Raw genomic sequence first — 17402 nt, forward strand, 5'->3', positions numbered from 1 at the left:
AGACGGACCCGTATGGTCGACGTCCTCGCCGACAAGCGCACGGCCACGCGCTTTCGCATCCTCGTCGAGATCGCGGACCGACAGCCGGCCGTGAGCCAGGGGGAGATCGCGGACGCCGTCGGCGTCACCAGCCAGGCGGTCTCCGAGTACATCCGGGAACTCGTCGAGGACGACCTCGTCACGAAGGAGGGGCGCTCGCGGTACAGCGTCACGAAGGAGGGCGTAGACTGGCTGCTCCGCACCTCCGCGGACGTCCGCCGCTACGCCGACCGCGTCTCCGAGGACGTCCTCGGCGCGGTCCAGGAGGACGCCGCCGTCGCCACCGCCGCCGTCGACTCCGGCGAGACGGTCAGCCTCGACATGCGGGACGGCCTGCTCCACGCCACCCCGGGCGGCGACGGGCCCGCGACCGGCGTCGCCACGACCGACGCAGACGCCGACGAGGAGGTCGGCGTCACCGGCTTTGAGGGTATCATCGACCTCGACCCGGGCGAGGTCACCGTCTACCAGGTGCCCTCCGTTCGCTCAGGCGGCAGCGACGTCATGGACACGGACCGGCTCCGCGACGCCGTCGCCGACGCCGACCTCGTGGCCGCGGCAGGCGTCGAGGCCGTCGTCGCGCTCCGCCGTGCGGACGCCGAACCCGCCGTCACCTTCGCCGCTGGCGACGTCGCCGCCGAGGCCGCGAGCCGCGGCCAGCGCGTCGTCGTCGTCGCCGTCGCGGACCAGCTCGGCCGCGTCACGGACCCGCTCCGGGACGCGCCCGCGAACTACCGCGTGACCGACCTCACCTAGCGGTCGCCTGGCGCGCCGCCGCGTACGCCTCTCGGACCGCCTCGAACGTCTCCCGGTCGCCGCCGTGGTCCGGGTGGACCTCCTTGATCCGCTCCCTGTACGCCGCCTTCACCTCGTCCTCGCTCGCCGACGGGGACAGTCCGAGCGTGGCGAACGCCGCTCGCACGCTGTCCGCGTCGGCGGCCTCCGTCTCCGGGTCGCCGAACAGTTCCTCGCGGTCCGGCGTCTCGAAGGGGAGGCGGCCGCCGAGGTGGCTGCCCGGCATCTCGTGTTCCGCGAGTACGGTGTACGTCCCGGAGTTACGGAGTCGGAAGTAGTCCGGCGCGTCGAACGTGATGGCGACGTTCCGCCGCGGCAGGTAGAAGGCGACGGTGGTCCCCGCGACGACGTGCTCCTCGGCGAACGGTTCGTCGATGGCCCGGAGGTACTCCCGGATCTCCCGACGGCGCTTCCACTCGCCGGAGCGCTCGCGGGCCGGGTTCACGGGCTCGGTCGGGTACAGCCGCTCCCCGACGACGAACAGCACCGCGGCCACCACCGAGGCCGCGCCCGCGATGAGCAGGCCAAGCGCCAGCCACTCGGGCAGCACAGTCGCTACTGGGTGGTCTGGCCCAAAGAATCGTTCGTCGGACGTCGACCTCGCGCCTGCGGGTCCCTCAGCGGAGTCCTCAGCCGATGTACCGCAGGTCCTCGTCGCCGGGGCTCGGCCCCTCCTCCATCTCGCGGAGGCGGCTGACGACCTCCTCCATCTCGTCGGCGCGGTCGTCGAGAGCCTCCTCGTCGACGTCGAAGCCGAGCATCCCCTCGAGCACCGCGAGCACGGCCTTCGCCGCCTTCGGGTCGACGAGGTAGCCCGAGGTCTCGCCCATCAGGCAGGCGGCCTCGAGCCCACGACGGCCGCCGAGGCCGAGCAGCAGCCCGCTGGACCCGACGATGCCGCCCGCGGGCTCCTCGCTGCGGAACTCCACGCCCTCCTCCTCGAGGCGCTCCTTCTGGGACTCGTCGGAGACGGCGCCGATGACGTCGTGTTCCTCGACGAGTTCGCCCGTCGGCACGCCGCCGAGCGCGTACAGTTCCTCCGCGCCGAACTGTTCGGCGACGTCGAGGAACGCCTCCGTGAGGCGGTAGTGGCCGACGTTGTCCTGGGCCTGGTGGTCGCCGGTCAGCACCAGCAGGTCCCGGCCCTCCGTGTCGACGGCGTGGATCTCCGCGGCCGCGAGCTCCGCGACGCTGTCGTCGTCGACGGTCACCTGCGGCGGGAAGTGTTCGGTGTGGATGCGACAGACGAGTTCGCTGTCCGCCTGCTCGACGACGTGTTCGGAGACGAGCTTGCCGACGTGCCCGACGCCGGGCAGCCCCTCGACGAACACCGGGTCGTCCAGTTCGGGCTCTGCCGCCCACGCGATGTCGATTTCGTCCATGTCCTTACGGGCGGTTGCGCACCTTAAGAGCGCGTCGGTAGCGTCCGTAGGGGTCCTCGGGGTCGAACGGCGCCGGCGCGCTGTTCTCGGCGTCGGCGCCACACTCCGGACAACTCGCAGAAAGCGTGTACACCGGGCGGTCGTGGCGGTCGCGCCACGACGAACACACCCGGATGTCGGATCTCATTCCTCGTCGAGCTGGCGCTCCCGGTGGAAGTTCCCGGAGCCACCGAGTTCGCCGATCTTCGCGACGGCGCGGTCGGCGGCCGTCTCGAGTTGCGTCTCCGCGGTCTTGTAGTTCGGCGCCTGCACGCGGAGGCGGTACTCCGGCGCGCCGACGTACGTCACCTCGAGGTCGGCCTCGTCGGGCACCTCGCCGTTGCCCTCGGCGGCCTGCAGCGCGGCCTTCACGTCGTCGACGCCGTCCGAGTCGGGGGACGTGAGCGTCACGTACCCCGTCACCGTGACGTACGGGACGGAGACGTTCTCGCGGGCCGTCTCCACGACGGCGTCCTTCTCGTCCTCGGAGAGGTCGGCGTCCTCGAGGGCCTCGTAGCCGTGGATGGCGGCCTGCTCGAACCCCTCGTAGAGGCTCCCGAAGCCCCCGAGCAGTCCGTTGGCGATGCGGCGGAACTGGTCGTCGTCCATGTCCTCGCCGAACGCCAGCGTGAGCCACTTGTCGGCCTTCTGCTCGTTCTTCCACTCCTGTATCTTGTCGGAGTGCTGGTGGTCGTTGACGTCCTTCAGCGAGAGGTCGATCTGCTGGGCGGACTCGTCGACGCCGAGCACCTTCGCGACGACGGTCTGGTCCTCGTTGACGTGGTCCCGGACGTTCTTGATCCAGCCGCTGGCCACCTCGCTGACGTGTACGAGGCCGCGTTTCCCCTCGTACTCCTCGAGGTCGACGAACACGCCGAAGTCTTCGATGTCGTCGACTTTCCCGACGACGAGTTCACCCTCCTCGGGCCAGCCGACGTACTTCATCTCGCCTCGACGGTGTCGACGACCTCACCGGCGAGGTCGGCCTCGCCGCCGGTCGGACGCGCGAGCGTCGTTCCGCAAACGGCACAGGCGACCTCCGTGGAGGCCTTCCCGAAGACGATCTGTTCGTTCTCGCAGTCCGGACAGACGACGGTGTAGAAGCGTCCCGCCATTGTCAGTCCTGGAGTACGAGGCGGCCGGTGCGCCATCCCTCGCGGAGGTGGGCCTTGCCACACTCGCTGCAGCGGTATTTGAGGTCGGTCTTCTTCGTCGGCTTGTTGCCGACCGGCACCTTCGAGAACCGGCCGTGGTTCCCGATGGAGCGGTTCGCGCGCTTGGTGCGGCGAGCGTCCCACTTCATGCCCGAGGAGCGTCCTGTGCGGACCTTCTCGACCTCGAGCTGTTCGTGTGCGTCACAGTGCGGGCAGTAGCTGTTGAATCGGCGTGGCATCTCCATAGGCTAAGATCAGCTCTGTTGGTGCCTGCTAAGACGTGCCCGTTTAAAATCCGTTTGGTTCGAGGGCGCCGACGGCCGGTCGCCGTCGGGCAAAGAATTTGGGACTGGCCAGCACTGGGTCGTGTGTGTCCCCCCGCCTGTCCTCCACCTCCCTCACAGTCGTCCTCGCGACGCTACTCGTTCTGGCTCTGCTCGCGCCGCTCGGTGCCACAGCGGGTGCTGCGCCACCGCCAGAAGACGTCTGTGGCGCGTGCGAGGCGCACTTCGAGACGGCCGTCGAGGACGCTGGTGGTCCCTCCGTCACCGTCGGGGAGTCCAGACTCGACGTACACCTCGCCGAGAACGGGAGTGCGAAGTTCGTCGCGCAGAACACTCTCCAGCCAGCGGACGCGGCCTGGGTAGCGAACAACACCGACGCCGTCGCGCACGCACTCGCCACGACCGACGCCGGCCTCGACGAGTCGAAGCACGCGCTCTCGGTCCGCCTCGTCGGCGACACGGCCGTCGTCGAGTACGTCGACGACTCCTTCGGCTACCAGACGATCGCCGGCGTCGTGGTCGCGGACGCCTTCACGCGCACGCAGACCGGGTGGGAGGTGAACACCGGTCGGTTCGTGGTTCACGCGCCCGGCACGTACGTGGTCGCGAGCCACGACCGCGGCGATACGACGGTAGGGTGGGACGACTCCGTGGACGCCGAACCAGTCGCGTTCGCGCCGACCCACGGTCCCGTCTCGGCGGCCGCCACGCGGTTCGCGCTCGTCGCCGAGACGGGGCCGGCGTTCCTGCGCGGCGCGGCATTCGTCCTCGTCCCGTTCGTCGTCGTCCTCTCGCTGCTGTTCCGGGGGGTCGACACCGCCGTCGAGGTGACGCCCAGCGTGGACGCCCGTACTGCTGGCGGCGCCGCGGTTGCCGCCGGTGGTGCCGTCGCACTCGCACTCGTGGCGACCGGGGCGGTGTCGCTGTACTTCATGCTCCCCGGCGCAGTCCTGCTGTTCACCGCGGTCACCGCGGTCGCCGTCGGCGCCGCGGCGCTCAGGGAGCCCCCGACCACGCTCTCGCTCGGGCTTGCCGCGGTCGGCGTCCCACTCAGCGTCGGCGTCGTCGCGGCGTTCGTCGGGGCGCTCGCGTACCCGGGCGTCTTCGGCTGGACCGTCGGGCGCGCGCTCTCCGCTGGCTGTCTCGCGGCGCAGGTTGGCGTGTTCGCCGTGCTCGGCGCGACCCGGAACCGGGACGGAGGGCGGCGCTGGCGCCGGTTCACCGCGGCCGTCGCCCCCGTAGTCGGCGTGGTCGCGTTGCTCGGCCCCACGGTGGTCCTGCTCGCGTGGGTGCCGCTGCTCGCGGTGCTCGCGCCACTGGCGTACCTCCTCGGCGCGTCGGTCGGTCGGAGCGGGCTTCGAAGCGTTTAATCGGTCGTGTTCCGAAGCCGCGGGTATGAGACGGCTCATCATCCACGGCGACCCCGGCGTCCGCCGTGACGCCATCATCGAGTACGAGGGCGAGGAGAAGGTCCTCTTCCAGGTGACGCGTAACGGCGACTGGCACGGTCCCGAGGAGGTCCAGCTCTGGTGTGTCATGGGGGACGCCGACGAGCAGGAGGACTACGACAAGCGCAACTACATCCCGCACTGGCTCGAAGTCGACACCGCCGACGCCGAGGACATCACGGTCATCAAGCGCGCCGGCGACCTCGCGGTCTAGTTCTGCGTCTCGACGAGTTCCGTCCGGTTCACGGCGTAGACGGTCACTGATGACGTTACCGTCGCTATCGAGATGCCGGGCTCGTCCGCCACGTTCGCGACGTCGTAGCGCTCCCGCTCAACGGGGCCGACCCAGATGTAGTCGACATCGTGTTTCCGCAGCAGCACCGCCCGTGAGACGGGGTCCTCCGTCTCGTAGACGATGTCCACGTCGCTGACTCGCGTGTAGTAGGCGTCGTCGCCCCGGTATATCGTCTCCTGTATCCACCCGGCCACGGTCGGTATCCCCGTCAGGCTGGCCTCCGGGTTCTGCCACGAGTAGGGTTCGAGTCCCGGTGCCGAGACGAGGTGTGGCTGGCCCGGTTTCTCCAGGAGCCACTCGATGGCCGCGGCCTCCCCGGGTCGCTCGTCGTGGACGTACTCCATGGCGTCGATGGTCGGGTCGTCCATCTGGCCGAAGTGGTTCGTCAGCGCCAGGCCGCCGTAGACGGACGCCGAGACGACCAGCACGGTGACGAGAGCCGTTCCCCCAGCCGACCTGAGTCGTGCGTTCGAGCCAACCCGGCGGCGTGCGAGCGAGGCCAGTGCCACGCCGGCCGCCACCGACCAGAGCGCCCACGCCTGCGCGTACACCTTGAACACCGTGTTGAACCGCTCCGGGGAGGCGTTGTCCGCGAGGTAGACGTACTCCACGAGGACGACGAGGCCCGCGCCCGCGACCACCAGCACGCCCTCGAAGCCGACTCGCGAACGCCGCCGCAGCAGCCACGCGCCGGCTACCAGCGGCCCGCCCAGCGCGAGACCGACGAAGTCCAGGGGGACGCCCGCCACGACCAGGTCGAACGTCGCGGCCAGCGTGACGAGGAAGACGGCGGCGACCCCCACGAGCGCCCAGTCCCAGCGGTCCCGCGAGCCACGAGCGACGAGGTACGCGCCCAGCGAGGCGAGGAAGAGGCCGTGGACCAGGACGAACGAGCCGAGTCGGCTCGGCTCCGGCAGGAACGCGGGGCTCCGTTCGCTCGCGCCGACCAGGAGGACGTTCCAGACGAACGGCCACACGAGCGCCAGCGACACCACCGCGACGACGGCCGCGACGGCCACGCCGAACGCGACGCGCTGGAGTTCCGCGCCGACGCGTCCGTTGCGCTCGAAGGCCCGCCGGAATCTCCCGGGGACGAGCGTGTGCGGGGCGGCGTCGGCGAGCGCGACAGAGAGCGCCGTCACGCCGAGCACCGTCGGGAAACTCCACGTGTTCGTCGCCAGTATCGTCGCCGCCAGCAGTGGCATCGCGCCGAAGAGGAGCGCGGCCCGGCGCCGCCTGCGCTCCGCTGCCGTCTGGTAGTACGCGAGGGCCACGCCCGCGACGAGGAACAGCACGGCGACGTCCATCATGTGGCCGTGCAGGTCGCCGTTCAGGTACGCGAACAGCGGGAACTCGTTGATGCCCGTCTCGACGATACGGCTCGCGTGCCAGCTGTCGAACGTGCCGGGCGTGATCGAGGGCGCGAGGTCCTCACGCATCCCCGCGGCCGCCACGACGTCCTCGACCAGCCCCACCTTCGCCGCGAGCAGTCGCACCGGCGTCAGGAGGTTGCTCGCGAACCCGAAGACGAACGCCGCGAGCACGCCCGCGCGGACCCGCCGCGAACGCGTGACTGCGGCCGCAGCGAGCGCCGCCGGGAACACGAGCAGGTGCCAGGACACGCCGGTCGCGACGAGCACGAGCGCGAACACCACGCCCGCGACGCCGAGTGCCGTCGACCCGCGAACCGGCTCCGTCTCCTCCTCGTCGCTCGCACTCGCCGCTATCGTGCCGGCGAGTCCGTACGCGCCGGTGACCGCCATCGCGTAGAACCCCGCGAGCGCGGGACTGTACGCGAACCGCCCCTCCGTCCCCGTCAGCAGCGACATCGCCGCGGCCATCAGGTGGCCGCCGTAGTAGTAGATGACGCGCTCGCCCGCGAACCACATGTCCTGTGGCGGCAACCGGTCCGCTCGCAGCAGGCTCTGCAGGATGCCGAAGTCGAGGAACTTCTCGCCCGCGAACGGGTGGACGCCGTCGCTCGCCGCCCGAATCGCGAGCAGGAAGAGGAACGCGACCGTGAACACCGCGACGACCTCCGCGTACGCACGGGCGTCGACTTCGATGCCGCCCCGCGCCAACCACGCCGACAACGCGAGCAACAGGAGGGCGACGGCGACCACCACCCACAGGCCGAACGCGAGTTGCCCGACCCACAACAGTGGCAGCGTCAACAACACGAGCGCGGTCGGCATCGCCAGCGACGCCCCGCGGTCCGGCGCGTCCGGCAGCACGCGCGCGGCGAACGGGAGGCCGACGACCAGCAACACCTGGAACAGGAGCCACCAGCGAACGACGACACCGTACTCCATCGACCGGAACGAGTCGACGCGACGGCAAACGCTTTCGGGTTCGCAGTCACAGAGACGGTGGACGCGCCGGTACTCCCCACTCCTTGCCGGGATTCCGTGCATCGAACCACTTAATGGCGGGAGCGGACACCCGGCGGATAGCAACCGATGGAACGTGGGCAGGACGACGTGGTAACGGACGACGAGCGCCAGGCACTACTGACGATCGCGCACGGCGCCGTCGTGACCTCCGGAGGGGTCTCCGCGCAACGAGTACTGATCACCGCCGCAGAGTTCGTGCTCGCGCGCGGCCTCGGCCCCGTGGCGTACGGCGTGTACGCGCTCGGCTGGCGGATCGCACAGCTACTGTCCCGACTCGTCACGTTCGGCAGCGTCCCGACGCTCCAGCGGTACCTCCCCGCCGCCGAGGACGACCCGGCGCGGCAGTCGCGACTGGCGGGACTGGCGTACGCGACCACGCTCGGTGTCGGCCTACTCATCGCCGCTGGGGTCTGGGTGCTGGCCCCGTGGATCAACGACGTCACGGTCCAGCAGCCGTCGTTCCCGGCCGCGATGCGGCTGTTCGGGGCGCTGGTCCTGCTGCTCGGCCTGGTGATGCTCTACGCGGCGACCTTCCGCGCGGCCGGGTCGGCCCGCGGCGAAGTCCTGTTCAACAAACTCCTCCGTCCAGGCGTCCGACTCGTCGGTGCGATCGCGGCGCTCGCACTCGGCTACTCCGTGGTCGGCATCGCGGGCGCGTTCGTCGTCTGCACGCTGCTGCTGGTCGTCCTCGGATATCCGGCCACCGCGAACGTCACGGGCGTTAGACCCACGCTCCGGGGCGGACGGACCGAACTGCGCCAGTTCTACGACCACGCGGCACCCGTCGCGATGAGCAGCCTCGGCAAGGTGTTCCAGAACCGCGTCGACCTCCTCCTGGTCGGCGCGATGCTCACGGCCGTCTCGGCGGGCATCTACAACGTCGTCCTCGTGTTGATATCCATCGCGTGGATTCCCCTGCTGTCGTTCAACCAGTTACTGCCGCCGGTCGCCTCCCGGCTCTACTCCAGCGGCCGGATCGAGACGCTCAACGCGGTGTACTCCTCGGTGACGCGGCTCATCGTCACCACTGTGGTGCCGATTCTCGCCGTCCAGCTTGTGTTCGGTCGGGAGCTGCTGGCGGTGTTCGGCCCGACGTACGCCCGCGGCTACGTCCCCCTCGTCGTCTATCTCGGCGGCGTCTTCGTCGGGAGCGCGGTCGGTGCGACCGGCTGGCTGCTCATGATGACCGACCACCAGTACGCCCGGATGGGTCTCGACTGGCTGCTCGCCGTGCTGAACGTCGCCCTGACGTACGCGTTCGTCCGCGAGTTCGGCCTCGTCGGCGCGGCGCTCGGCACGTCTATCGCCATCGCCGTCCAGAACGGCCTCCAGGTCCTGTTGCTCCGCCGCTTCGAGGGACTCTGGCCGTTCGACACGTCGTTCCTCAGGCCGCTCGCCGCCGGCGTCGCCATGACGACGGTGATGCTGGGCGTCCGAACGTCGGTCGACGGACCGCTCGCAATCGGCCTCGGCGCGGCCGCCGGAATCGTCACCTACGTCGCGACACTGCGGCTGCTCGGCATCGACCCACGGGACCAGCTCGTCGTCCGGGAGCTCTCGGGCCGCTACAGACAGGACGTCGCCGACGCCGTCCCCTTCTGACCGCTGGCCGACAGTCGAACGACGCCAACCTCGCTGTCGCTCGGTTCTACTCTCGAGACGGATGGAAACGAACGCGGAGACGAGACTCCGCGTTCGGTTACGCGCCAGAAGTAGCGGGAGGTAGATTTGAACCGGAGAGTGACGGTCCTCGCTGCGCTCGGCTGCGTCACTCAGGGTTCGAATCTACACCGACTACTACACGGATGGAAAAACTGCGCAGACGAGACTGCGCAGTTGGTTTCGCAGGAGAAGTAGCGGGAGGTAGATTTGAACTACCGATCTCCGGGTTATGAGCCCGGCGGAATCTCCTGGCTATCCCATCCCGCTACCTCTCCGTAACCCGGTCTTTCAGTTAAGGGTTCTGTTTCGGCCGCCGTGTGGGGATTCTCTCCCCGGCTACGCGTCGAGTTCCTCGAGGAGCGTCTGCGCCGCCGCTGCCGACGACTCGGGGCCGCGACCGGTGAGGAGGTCGCCGTCGACGGTGACGCTCGTGTCGCTGTCGAGTTCCGCGTCCCAGTCGCCGCCGGCCGCGACTACCTCCTCTTCGACCCAGTAGGGGAGTTTCCGGCCGTCGGGCATCCGGCCGTCGTCGTCGACGATGTCGGCCTCCCAGGCGTTCGGGAAGCCGGTCACCTCGCGGCCGTCGACAACGAAGTCGGCGTCCTCGTCGTGTGCCTTCGCCTCGCGGACCCACGCGAGGATGCCCACCGCGTGGCAGACGACCAGGGCCTTCTCGCTGTCGCCAGCGAGCGCGTTCCGCAGGACGCGTCGCGCGTCGCGGTCCTGGTTCACGTCCCACACGGTCCCGTGGCCGCCGGGGAACACGACCGCGTCGTAGTCCGCAGCTTCGACGCGGGCAGTGGGCTTCGGGTTGTTCAGTCGCTCGTCGGTCTCGTGGACCTCGCGCACCCACTCGGCAGTCTCCTCACCGACCTCCTCGGGGTCTGCCGAGCGTTCGTCGAGGACCGGCGGGTCGCCGCTCGGCGTCGCGACGGTGAGGTCGAACCCCTCGTCGTCGAGCGTGGTCAGCGGTTCGATACACTCCTCGCCCCAGTAGCCGTGCTCGCTCACGACGAACAGTGCTGATGGCATGGCTGTTCGCTAGTAGTTCCGGCAGACGGAAAAGTAGCCGACCACCCGCGAGTCCGTCCGACTGTGTGGGGGTTATCCGTCGCCGTGCTCGTCGACGATGACGACGTCGCCGTCGTCGACGTCCACGTTGATGAGCGTCTTCACGTCGATGCCGCCCTCCTCGAGTTCGTTCGGGCCAGCCTTCTTGATGACCGCGACGACGTCCGCGACGTCAGCGCCGATGTGGTCGAGGGCGTCCGTGATGGCGCGCAGCGTGCCGCCCGTCGAGAGCACGTCGTCGAGGACGAGTACGCGGTCGCCCTCGGTGACGTCGTTGATGTACATCTCGTTCTCCGAGTAGCCCGTCTGCTGGCTCAGCGCGACCTCGCCCGGGAGGCCGTACTCGCGCTTGCGGATGACGACCAGCGGGATGTCTGTCATTAGCGAGACGGCCGTGGAGATGTGGATACCCATCGCTGCGGGCGTCACGATCTTGTCGACGTCCTCCAGTTCCGCCTTCCGGATGATGCGGATGACGATCTCCCGGAGGAGACTGGGTTCCAGCATCGGCACCCCGTCGCTGATGGGGTGGACGAAGTAGTGATAGCCGTCTTTCTCGATGATAGGGGCGTCCAGCAGGGACTGCTTGAGCCTATCCATGCCGGGAATACTCTTGCCGGGAATAAAAGGTGACGGAACGAGTCGGCCGGGTCCGGCACGAACGCTCGCTGGCCGCGGTGCGAGCTGTCGGCGGACCCCGATACCGCCGCAGGTTCCGGCGAGGATTGCGGGCAGTACGCGCACGCACGACGAAGATTGAGAACTGTTAAGCGCCGCCCTCCGAAGGGTAACCTGTGACACCGAACCCGGACCCTGCGGCAGTGGTGACGCTCGTCGCCTTGCCGTTCGTCGCCGCCGCGTTCACGCCGGCGGTGTTCCGGTGGCTCGGCGAGCGCACGGCCTACTACGCCGCCGCCGTGGCGCTCGCGTGCTTCGGACTCGCGGCCAGCCAGTACGGTGCCCAGGGCACCGTGACCTTCGCGTGGATCCCCGCACTGGACGTCTCACTACGGTTCTACGTCGACGGTCTCGCGCTCTTGGTTGGCTTCCTGGCGAGCGGAATCGGCGTCCTGATCTTCACCTACTCGGCGGGCTACATGCACGGCGAACCGGGCCAGGCGAAGTACTACACCGCGCTCCTCGCGTTCATGGGGTCGATGCTCGGCGTCGCGTTCGCCGCCGACCTCCTCGTGCTGTTCGTGTTCTGGGAGCTGACGAGCATCGCCTCGTTCGTCCTCATCGGCCACTACACGGGCGAACGGGCCTCGCGCTACGGCGCCCGGAAGTCGATGCTCATCACCGTGGGCGGCGGACTGTTCATGCTCGCGGGGTTCCTCCTCGTCTGGTCGGCGACCGGCACGTTCGACCTCGCGGCGCTCGTCACCGACCCCGAACCGTACCGCACGATGCTCAGGGACGCCGGCCTGCTCGTGCCCGCCGTCGCGCTGATCGGTATCGGCGCGGCCGCGAAGTCCGCACAGGTGCCCCTGCACATCTGGCTGCCGAACGCGATGGAGGCGCCGACGCCCGTCTCCGCGTTCCTCCACTCCGCGACGATGGTGAAAGCCGGCGTCTACCTCGTCGGCCGGTTCCGCCCGTACCTCCTCACCGACGAGTGGACGCTGCTGTTCACCGTCATGGGTCTGCTCACGATGACCGTCGCCGCGATGCTCGCCGTCACCGCGACGGACATCAAGGAACTGCTCGCGTACTCGACGGCGAGCCACCTCGGTCTCATCGTCGCCGGCTTCGGCTTCGCCTCCATCTACGGCGCGGAGACCGGCGCCTTCCACATCCTCAACCACGCGCTGTTCAAGGCGCCGCTGTTCCTCGTCGCGGGCATCGTCGCCCACGAAGCCGGCACGAGACGCATTGGCGACCTCTCCGGACTCGCCGACGACCTCCCCATCACGGCCGCCGTCGCGGTCGTCGCCAGCCTCGGGATGGCGGGCGTCCCGCCGTTCAACGGCTTCTACTCCAAGGAACTCCTCTTCGAGGCGGCATACTACGCGGCCGAAGCGTCCGGCGGTCTCGCGTGGCTCTACCCCGTCGTCGCGGTGTTCGGGAGTATCTTCACGTTCCTCTACTCCATCCGCTTCATGTCGCTGTTCTTCGGGGACCGGCCCGAGGCGCTCGGCCACATCCACCGGCCGCCGGCCACGATGTGGGTGCCCGCCGCGCTCCTCGGGACGCTCGCCGCCCTCGTCGGCCTCGGCGGCGTGCTCTCGACGGTCGGCGTCGCGCCGGTGCCCGTCGACAACTTCGTCGGGAGTGTGGTCGGGAGCGTCGCCGCCGAGGAGGCCCACGGCTTCCACTACTACCTGCCGACGGAACTCACCCCCTACGCCGCGATGAGTGCGGTGACCATCCTCGTCGGGGCCGCGACGTACCCATTCTACGACCGCATCCACGACGGCCTGAACGCGCTCATGGCCGCGGTCCCGCCGCTGCGCGCCAACTGGTGGTACGACGGCACGGTCTTCGGTCTGAACCGCGTCAGCGTGCAGGCCGCCAACACCGTCCAGAACGGCCTCCTGCGCACGTACGCGACGTGGACGTTAGCCGTCTCGGTACTGCTCGTGCTCGGCGGCTACCTGCTCGCCGAAGTCTCGGTCCCCACGAGCACGACGACGCTCGTCTCGCCGGCCATGGTGCTCGTGTTGCTGGTGGCCATTGTCGCCGCGGTCGCCGTCGGCATCGCGCCCTCCCACATCGCGGGCGTGCTCACCCTCTCCATCCTGGGGTTCATGGTCGCCATCTTCTACATCCTCGCGAGCGCGCCCGACCTCGCGCTCACCCAGCTCACCGTCGAGACGCTCACGCTGGTCATCTTCGTGCTCGTCCTCGACAAGCTCCCGGCGTACTACGGCGAGGTCAAACGCTCCCGGGCGCTCCGCGACGCCGCGCTGTCGCTGCTCGTCGGCGCGACGGTGACCGTCACCGTCCTCGTCACCACCGTCGCCACTCCCACCAAGTCCATCAAGGAGTACTTCGTCGGGCAGGCGATCCCGAAGGGCGGGGGTGGCAACATCGTGAACGTCATCCTCGTCGACTTCCGGGGCCTCGACACGCTCGGGGAGATCGCGGTCATCGCGATGTCCGCCCTCTCCGTGCTGACTCTGGTCGCCATGCGCGAACGGGGTGAGGCGTCGTGACGACGGTCATCGTGAAGACGGTCACGCGCGTGGTCGTCCCCATCATCCTCGTCGTCTCGTTCGCCCTGTTCCTGCAGGGCCACAACCAGCCCGGTGGCGGGTTCATCGCGGGCGTCCTGACGTCGAGTGCGTTCGCGCTCATCTACATCGCGTACAGCCTCGACTTCCTCGAGGACGACGTGCTCGGCCGCGACGTCGAGACCACTATCGAGCACATCCGCCACGGCGTCGTCGCGGACTACCGCTGGCTGTTCGGGTTCGGGCTGTTCGTCGCCGTGCTCAGCGGCCTCGCAGCCATCGGCTACGGCTACCTCTACACCGACAGTGGACTCGCGTTCATGACTCAGAACTACACCTACCTGCACGTCCCGCTGTACGGCGAGATAGAAGTGGCGAGCGCAGTCGCCTTCGACTTCGGCGTCTACGCCGTCGTCGTCGGCGCACTGCTGACCATCCTCTCGGTGGTGGGTGCAGAATGAGCGCCGAATCGACCGCCGCGACGGCCGGCCCGGAACTCGTCCTCGCGATTGGACTGGGGCTGCTGTTCGCGCTCGGGACGTTCCTCGTCCTCCGGCGCGACGTCGTACGCGTCGTCTGGGGCGTCGTCGTCATCAGCCAGTCCGCGAACGTCTACCTCATCACGATGGGCGGCATCCGCACCGGCGTCCCCGTCCTCGACAAGATCGGCCACGAGGCCGCGCCGCACGGACCGGTCGCGGACCCGCTCCCGCAGGCGCTGGTGTTGACGGCCATCGTCATCGGCTTCGCGACGACGGCGTTCGCGCTCGTGTTGACCTACCGCGTCTACGAGGAGCACGGCACCATCGACGCCGAGGAGCTGAGTAGCATCGACGAGGTGGTTCGGTGACCGAACAGCTCGTCGTCGCGCCCGTGCTCGTCGCGCTGGCGACCGCCGTTCTGTGTCTGGTCGCGCGCCGCAGTCTGCGCGTCCAGCGCGCCCTGAGCGTCCTCGGCGTGTTCGCCTACTCGGGCGTCGTCGCCGCGCTCGCCGCCAGGGTACTGGGCGGTGGCATCGTCGCCTACAACCTCGGTAGCTGGCCCGCGCCCGCGGCCATCGTCTTCGTCGCGGACGCGCTGTCGGTGTTCATGCTGTCGCTGGCCGCGGTCCTCGCCGTGCCGGCGCTGCTGTTCAGCGTGCTGTTCATGGACGAACTGGGCGAGAAGCTGACGTTCCACCCGCTGTTCCACTTCATGCTGGCGGGCGTCACCGGTGCGTTCCTCACGGGCGACATCTTCAACCTCTTCGTCTGGTTCGAGGTGATGCTGATGGCGAGCTACGTCCTCGTCGTCTTCTACGGCGGCAGCGAGCACACCCGCGCCGGCCTCAACTACCTCGTGCTCAACCTCGTCGCGAGCGCCATCATGCTGCTCGCCATCGGCGGCATCTACGCCACCACGGGCACGCTCAACATGGCCGACATCGCGATGCGCGTCGCCAGCCCCGCGGAGTACGGCGTCTCGCTGGCGCCCGTGCTCGGCCTCTCGATGCTGCTGTTCACGGTGTTCGCGGTGAAGGCGGGCGTCGTCCCGTTCCAGTGGTGGGTACCCGCCGCGTACGACGCCGCTCCGGCCCCCGTGGCCGCGATGCTTGCGGGCGTCGTGAAGAAAGTCGGGATGTACGCGCTCGTCCGGCTCTACTTCACGGTGTTCGCGGCCGCGCAGTTCGACGCGCTCGCCGGCCTCCCGTGGGGTGACGGGAGCGCACTCGCGTACTTCGCGCCAGTCGTCCTCGTGATGGCGGCACTGTCCATCTTCTTCGGTGGGCTGTCCGCGATCGGCGCCGACCACGTCGAGGAACTGCTCGCGTACTCCTCGATCGGGCAGGTCGGGTTCATCGTGTTGCCGCTGTCGGTGGCCGCCTTCGCGCCCGCCGACGCGACCGCGGTCCGGCGACTCGGTATCGTCGCCGCGCTCGTCTACGCGCTCAACCACACGCTCTCGAAGGGGCTGCTGTTCCTCGTCGCCGGGACGATCAAGGACGCGTTCGGGACGACCCGGTTCCACGACCTCGACGGCATCGCGCGGAACCAACCGGTCGTCGCGGGCGCGTTCCTGATCGGCGGCCTCGGCCTCGTCGGCCTGCCGCCGCTAACCGGCTTCTTCGGGAAGCTGCTCGTCTTCCAGAGCGCGGTGGTCGCGGAGTCGTGGCTCGCGCTCGCCGTCGCGCTCGGCGGCGCGCTGTTCACCATCGCGTACGTCTCCCGGGCGTGGAACCGCGGCTTCTGGGGCGTCCCGTCGCCGGCCGTCGAGGGCGCGACTGCTGACCGCCGTCAGGTCGCCCTGCTCGTGGCCGTCGCGTCGGCCGTCGTGCTCCTCGGCGTCGGCTTCCAGCCGGTGTACGAGTTCGCCGGCCACGCGGCGGACGCCGCACTCGACCGCACGCAGTACGTCGACACCGTGCTGCCGGACGGTGGAGCACTCGAGACGGAGGGGGGTGGTCACTGATGAAGGTTCGTCGCTGGATACTCGCCGGGTTCACGCTCGCCGTGCTGTGGCTGTTCGTGCGCGGTGTCCACTTCACGCCGGTCCACGTCGTCCAGGAACTGCTCGTCGGCCTCGTGTTCGGGTTCGGTGTCGCCGGCGTCTTCCGGCGGCTCTACCCCGGTCGGACGGACCTGGTGCGGGTCGCGAAAGCGACGCCGTACACACTGCTGTACTCCGCGGCGTTCCTCTACGACCTGCTGACCGCGAACGTGGACGTCGCCCGCCGCGTGCTCGCGCCGAGTATGCCGATCGAACCGCGGGTCATCAAGGTGCCGCTGCGAGTCGAGACGCCGTTCGCCATCACCACCATCGCCAACAGCATCACGCTGACGCCAGGCACGCTATCCATGGACTACGACGACGAGACCAACACCCTGTACGTACACGCTATCGACGGCCGCGAGCCCGACGCCGTGGTCGACCCGATCCGGCGCTGGGAGGACTACGCGCTCGTCATTTTCGACGAGGAACGCAAACCGGGCGACCCGGTGCCCCGGCCCGGGAAGTCCGATTCGGGCTACGGGGGTGAGGGTGATGAGTAGCGTGCTCGACCTCGTCGTCGGAGGCGCGCTCGTGCTCGTGAGCCTCCTCACGCTGCTCTGTGGCTACCGAGTCATCCGCGGTCCGACCGTACCAGACCGCGTGGTCGCACTGGACACTATCGCCACGAACGTCGTCGCCATCGCGGTGCTGTTCGCCATCCAGACCGGGCGCGGGCTGTTCGTCACGGTCGCACTCGTGCTCGCGATCATCGGATTCATCAGCACGGTCACCGTCGCCAAGTACGTCGACGAGGGGGACATCATCCAATGACGCCGACAGAACTACTCACCGCGGCGCTCGTCGTCGTCGGGTCGTTCTTCCTGCTGGTCGGGACAGTCGGTCTGCTCCGCCTGCCGGACGTGTACAACCGCATGCACGCCACCTCGAAGGCGGCCACGCTGGGCGCGGCCTCCATCCTGCTGGCGGGCTACGCCTGGTTCGGCCCGGACTCCATCGGCCTCCCGTCGCTGGTCGCCATCCTCTTCCTGTTCCTGACGGCGCCGACGGGGTCGCACATGATCTCGCGGTCCGCCCAGAAGATGGGCGTCCCCTTCTGGGGGAAAGCCGAGTGGCCGGACGACGAGGAGCAGCCCGAGGGCGAGCGGTAACCAGGCTGCCCGCGGTCCTTCTCCGACTC

20 protein-coding genes and 1 tRNA gene are annotated in these 17402 nt (G+C 69.1%); 11 read left to right on the forward strand and 10 right to left on the reverse strand.

Features of this window, described 5'->3' with window-relative positions; translation table 11 throughout:
* Nucleotides 1–12: 12 nt before the first annotated feature.
* A complete protein-coding gene (locus LT965_RS12660; protein WP_232701167.1) occupies nt 13–795 on the forward strand; it encodes a DUF7839 domain-containing protein in 783 nt (260 codons plus the stop codon).
* Here LT965_RS12660 and LT965_RS12665 read toward each other — a convergent pair.
* From LT965_RS12665 to LT965_RS12690, 6 genes are all read right to left on the reverse strand, one after another.
* Complete coding sequence (locus LT965_RS12665) at nt 788–1384, reverse strand: J domain-containing protein (RefSeq protein WP_232701168.1); 597 nt, start codon at nt 1382–1384, stop codon at nt 788–790. The genes LT965_RS12660 and LT965_RS12665 overlap by 8 nt on opposite strands.
* Before the next feature lie 79 nt (nt 1385–1463).
* Nucleotides 1464–2216 (reverse strand): proteasome assembly chaperone family protein, encoded by a 753-nt coding sequence (locus LT965_RS12670; protein WP_232701169.1) that lies wholly within the window; start codon nt 2214–2216, stop codon nt 1464–1466.
* Nucleotides 2217–2220: 4 nt separating this feature from the next.
* Nucleotides 2221–2403 carry an RNA-protein complex protein Nop10 gene (locus tag LT965_RS12675; protein ID WP_232701170.1) on the reverse strand — a complete coding sequence of 61 codons (183 nt, stop codon included), beginning with the start codon at nt 2401–2403 and terminating at the stop codon, nt 2221–2223.
* Nucleotides 2400–3200, reverse strand: coding sequence for a translation initiation factor IF-2 subunit alpha (locus LT965_RS12680; protein WP_232701171.1), 801 nt, complete (start codon nt 3198–3200; stop codon nt 2400–2402). The genes LT965_RS12675 and LT965_RS12680 overlap by 4 nt, the downstream gene beginning before the upstream one ends.
* A complete protein-coding gene (locus LT965_RS12685; RefSeq protein ID WP_232701172.1) occupies nt 3197–3370 on the reverse strand; it encodes a 30S ribosomal protein S27e in 174 nt (57 codons plus the stop codon). Before LT965_RS12685 ends, LT965_RS12680 begins: the two co-directional genes overlap by 4 nt.
* A 2-nt stretch (nt 3371–3372) precedes the next feature.
* Nucleotides 3373–3654: a 50S ribosomal protein L44e gene (locus LT965_RS12690; RefSeq protein ID WP_232701173.1), complete on the reverse strand. Its 282-nt coding sequence runs from the start codon at nt 3652–3654 to the stop codon at nt 3373–3375.
* Between the two features lie 125 nt (nt 3655–3779).
* Here LT965_RS12690 and LT965_RS12695 point away from each other — a divergent pair, with 125 nt between their 5' ends.
* Nucleotides 3780–5063: a hypothetical protein gene (locus LT965_RS12695; protein WP_232701174.1), complete on the forward strand. Its 1284-nt coding sequence runs from the start codon at nt 3780–3782 to the stop codon at nt 5061–5063.
* A 25-nt stretch (nt 5064–5088) separates the two neighbouring features.
* A complete protein-coding gene (locus LT965_RS12700; RefSeq protein WP_232701175.1) occupies nt 5089–5355 on the forward strand; it encodes an HAH_0734 family protein in 267 nt (88 codons plus the stop codon).
* On the opposite strand, the gene LT965_RS12705 is transcribed toward LT965_RS12700, so the two are convergent.
* Entirely contained in the window at nt 5352–7748 is a 2397-nt protein-coding gene (locus tag LT965_RS12705) for a DUF2298 domain-containing protein (protein WP_232701176.1), read from the reverse strand. The genes LT965_RS12700 and LT965_RS12705 overlap by 4 nt on opposite strands.
* 147 nt (nt 7749–7895) lie before the next feature.
* On the opposite strand from LT965_RS12705, the gene LT965_RS12710 reads away from it, so the two are divergent.
* Nucleotides 7896–9431: a lipopolysaccharide biosynthesis protein gene (locus LT965_RS12710; protein ID WP_232701177.1), complete on the forward strand. Its 1536-nt coding sequence runs from the start codon at nt 7896–7898 to the stop codon at nt 9429–9431.
* A gap of 252 nt (nt 9432–9683) precedes the next feature.
* On the opposite strand, the gene LT965_RS12715 is transcribed toward LT965_RS12710, so the two are convergent.
* The 3 genes from LT965_RS12715 to hpt all read right to left on the reverse strand — a co-directional run bounded on the left by LT965_RS12715 (nt 9684) and on the right by hpt (nt 11162).
* Nucleotides 9684–9758: transfer RNA gene (locus tag LT965_RS12715), tRNA-Met, on the reverse strand.
* 69 nt (nt 9759–9827) lie between these two features.
* The gene (locus LT965_RS12720; protein ID WP_232701178.1) at nt 9828–10523 is read right to left on the reverse strand and encodes a type 1 glutamine amidotransferase domain-containing protein; all 696 of its coding nucleotides are present in this window, start codon (nt 10521–10523) and stop codon (nt 9828–9830) included.
* Nucleotides 10524–10595: 72 nt separating this feature from the next.
* The gene (gene hpt, locus LT965_RS12725; protein WP_232701179.1) at nt 10596–11162 is read right to left on the reverse strand and encodes a hypoxanthine/guanine phosphoribosyltransferase; all 567 of its coding nucleotides are present in this window, start codon (nt 11160–11162) and stop codon (nt 10596–10598) included.
* A 194-nt stretch (nt 11163–11356) separates the two neighbouring features.
* Here hpt and mbhE point away from each other — a divergent pair, with 194 nt between their 5' ends.
* From mbhE to mnhG, 7 genes are read left to right on the forward strand one after another with little or no spacing between them, the layout of a single operon-like run.
* Entirely contained in the window at nt 11357–13717 is a 2361-nt protein-coding gene (mbhE, locus tag LT965_RS12730) for a hydrogen gas-evolving membrane-bound hydrogenase subunit E (RefSeq protein WP_232701180.1), read from the forward strand.
* Nucleotides 13714–14196 carry an MnhB domain-containing protein gene (locus LT965_RS12735; RefSeq protein WP_232701181.1) on the forward strand — a complete coding sequence of 161 codons (483 nt, stop codon included), beginning with the start codon at nt 13714–13716 and terminating at the stop codon, nt 14194–14196. Before mbhE ends, LT965_RS12735 begins: the two co-directional genes overlap by 4 nt.
* Entirely contained in the window at nt 14193–14585 is a 393-nt protein-coding gene (locus tag LT965_RS12740) for a sodium:proton antiporter (protein ID WP_232701182.1), read from the forward strand. The genes LT965_RS12735 and LT965_RS12740 overlap by 4 nt, the downstream gene beginning before the upstream one ends.
* On the forward strand, nt 14582–16183 hold the full coding sequence (locus LT965_RS12745) for a complex I subunit 5 family protein (RefSeq protein ID WP_232701183.1): 1602 nt from the start codon (nt 14582–14584) through the stop codon (nt 16181–16183). The genes LT965_RS12740 and LT965_RS12745 overlap by 4 nt, the downstream gene beginning before the upstream one ends.
* Nucleotides 16183–16764 carry a Na+/H+ antiporter subunit E gene (locus tag LT965_RS12750; protein ID WP_232701184.1) on the forward strand — a complete coding sequence of 194 codons (582 nt, stop codon included), beginning with the start codon at nt 16183–16185 and terminating at the stop codon, nt 16762–16764. Before LT965_RS12745 ends, LT965_RS12750 begins: the two co-directional genes overlap by 1 nt.
* A complete protein-coding gene (locus LT965_RS12755) occupies nt 16757–17035 on the forward strand; it encodes an MrpF/PhaF family protein (RefSeq protein WP_232701185.1) in 279 nt (92 codons plus the stop codon). Before LT965_RS12750 ends, LT965_RS12755 begins: the two co-directional genes overlap by 8 nt.
* Nucleotides 17032–17373, forward strand: coding sequence for a monovalent cation/H(+) antiporter subunit G (gene mnhG, locus LT965_RS12760; RefSeq protein ID WP_232701186.1), 342 nt, complete (start codon nt 17032–17034; stop codon nt 17371–17373). The genes LT965_RS12755 and mnhG overlap by 4 nt, the downstream gene beginning before the upstream one ends.
* Nucleotides 17374–17402: the final 29 nt, after the last annotated feature.

This window comes from Halobacterium wangiae, from assembly GCF_021249345.1.
GTDB lineage: Archaea > Halobacteriota > Halobacteria > Halobacteriales > Halobacteriaceae > Halobacterium > Halobacterium wangiae.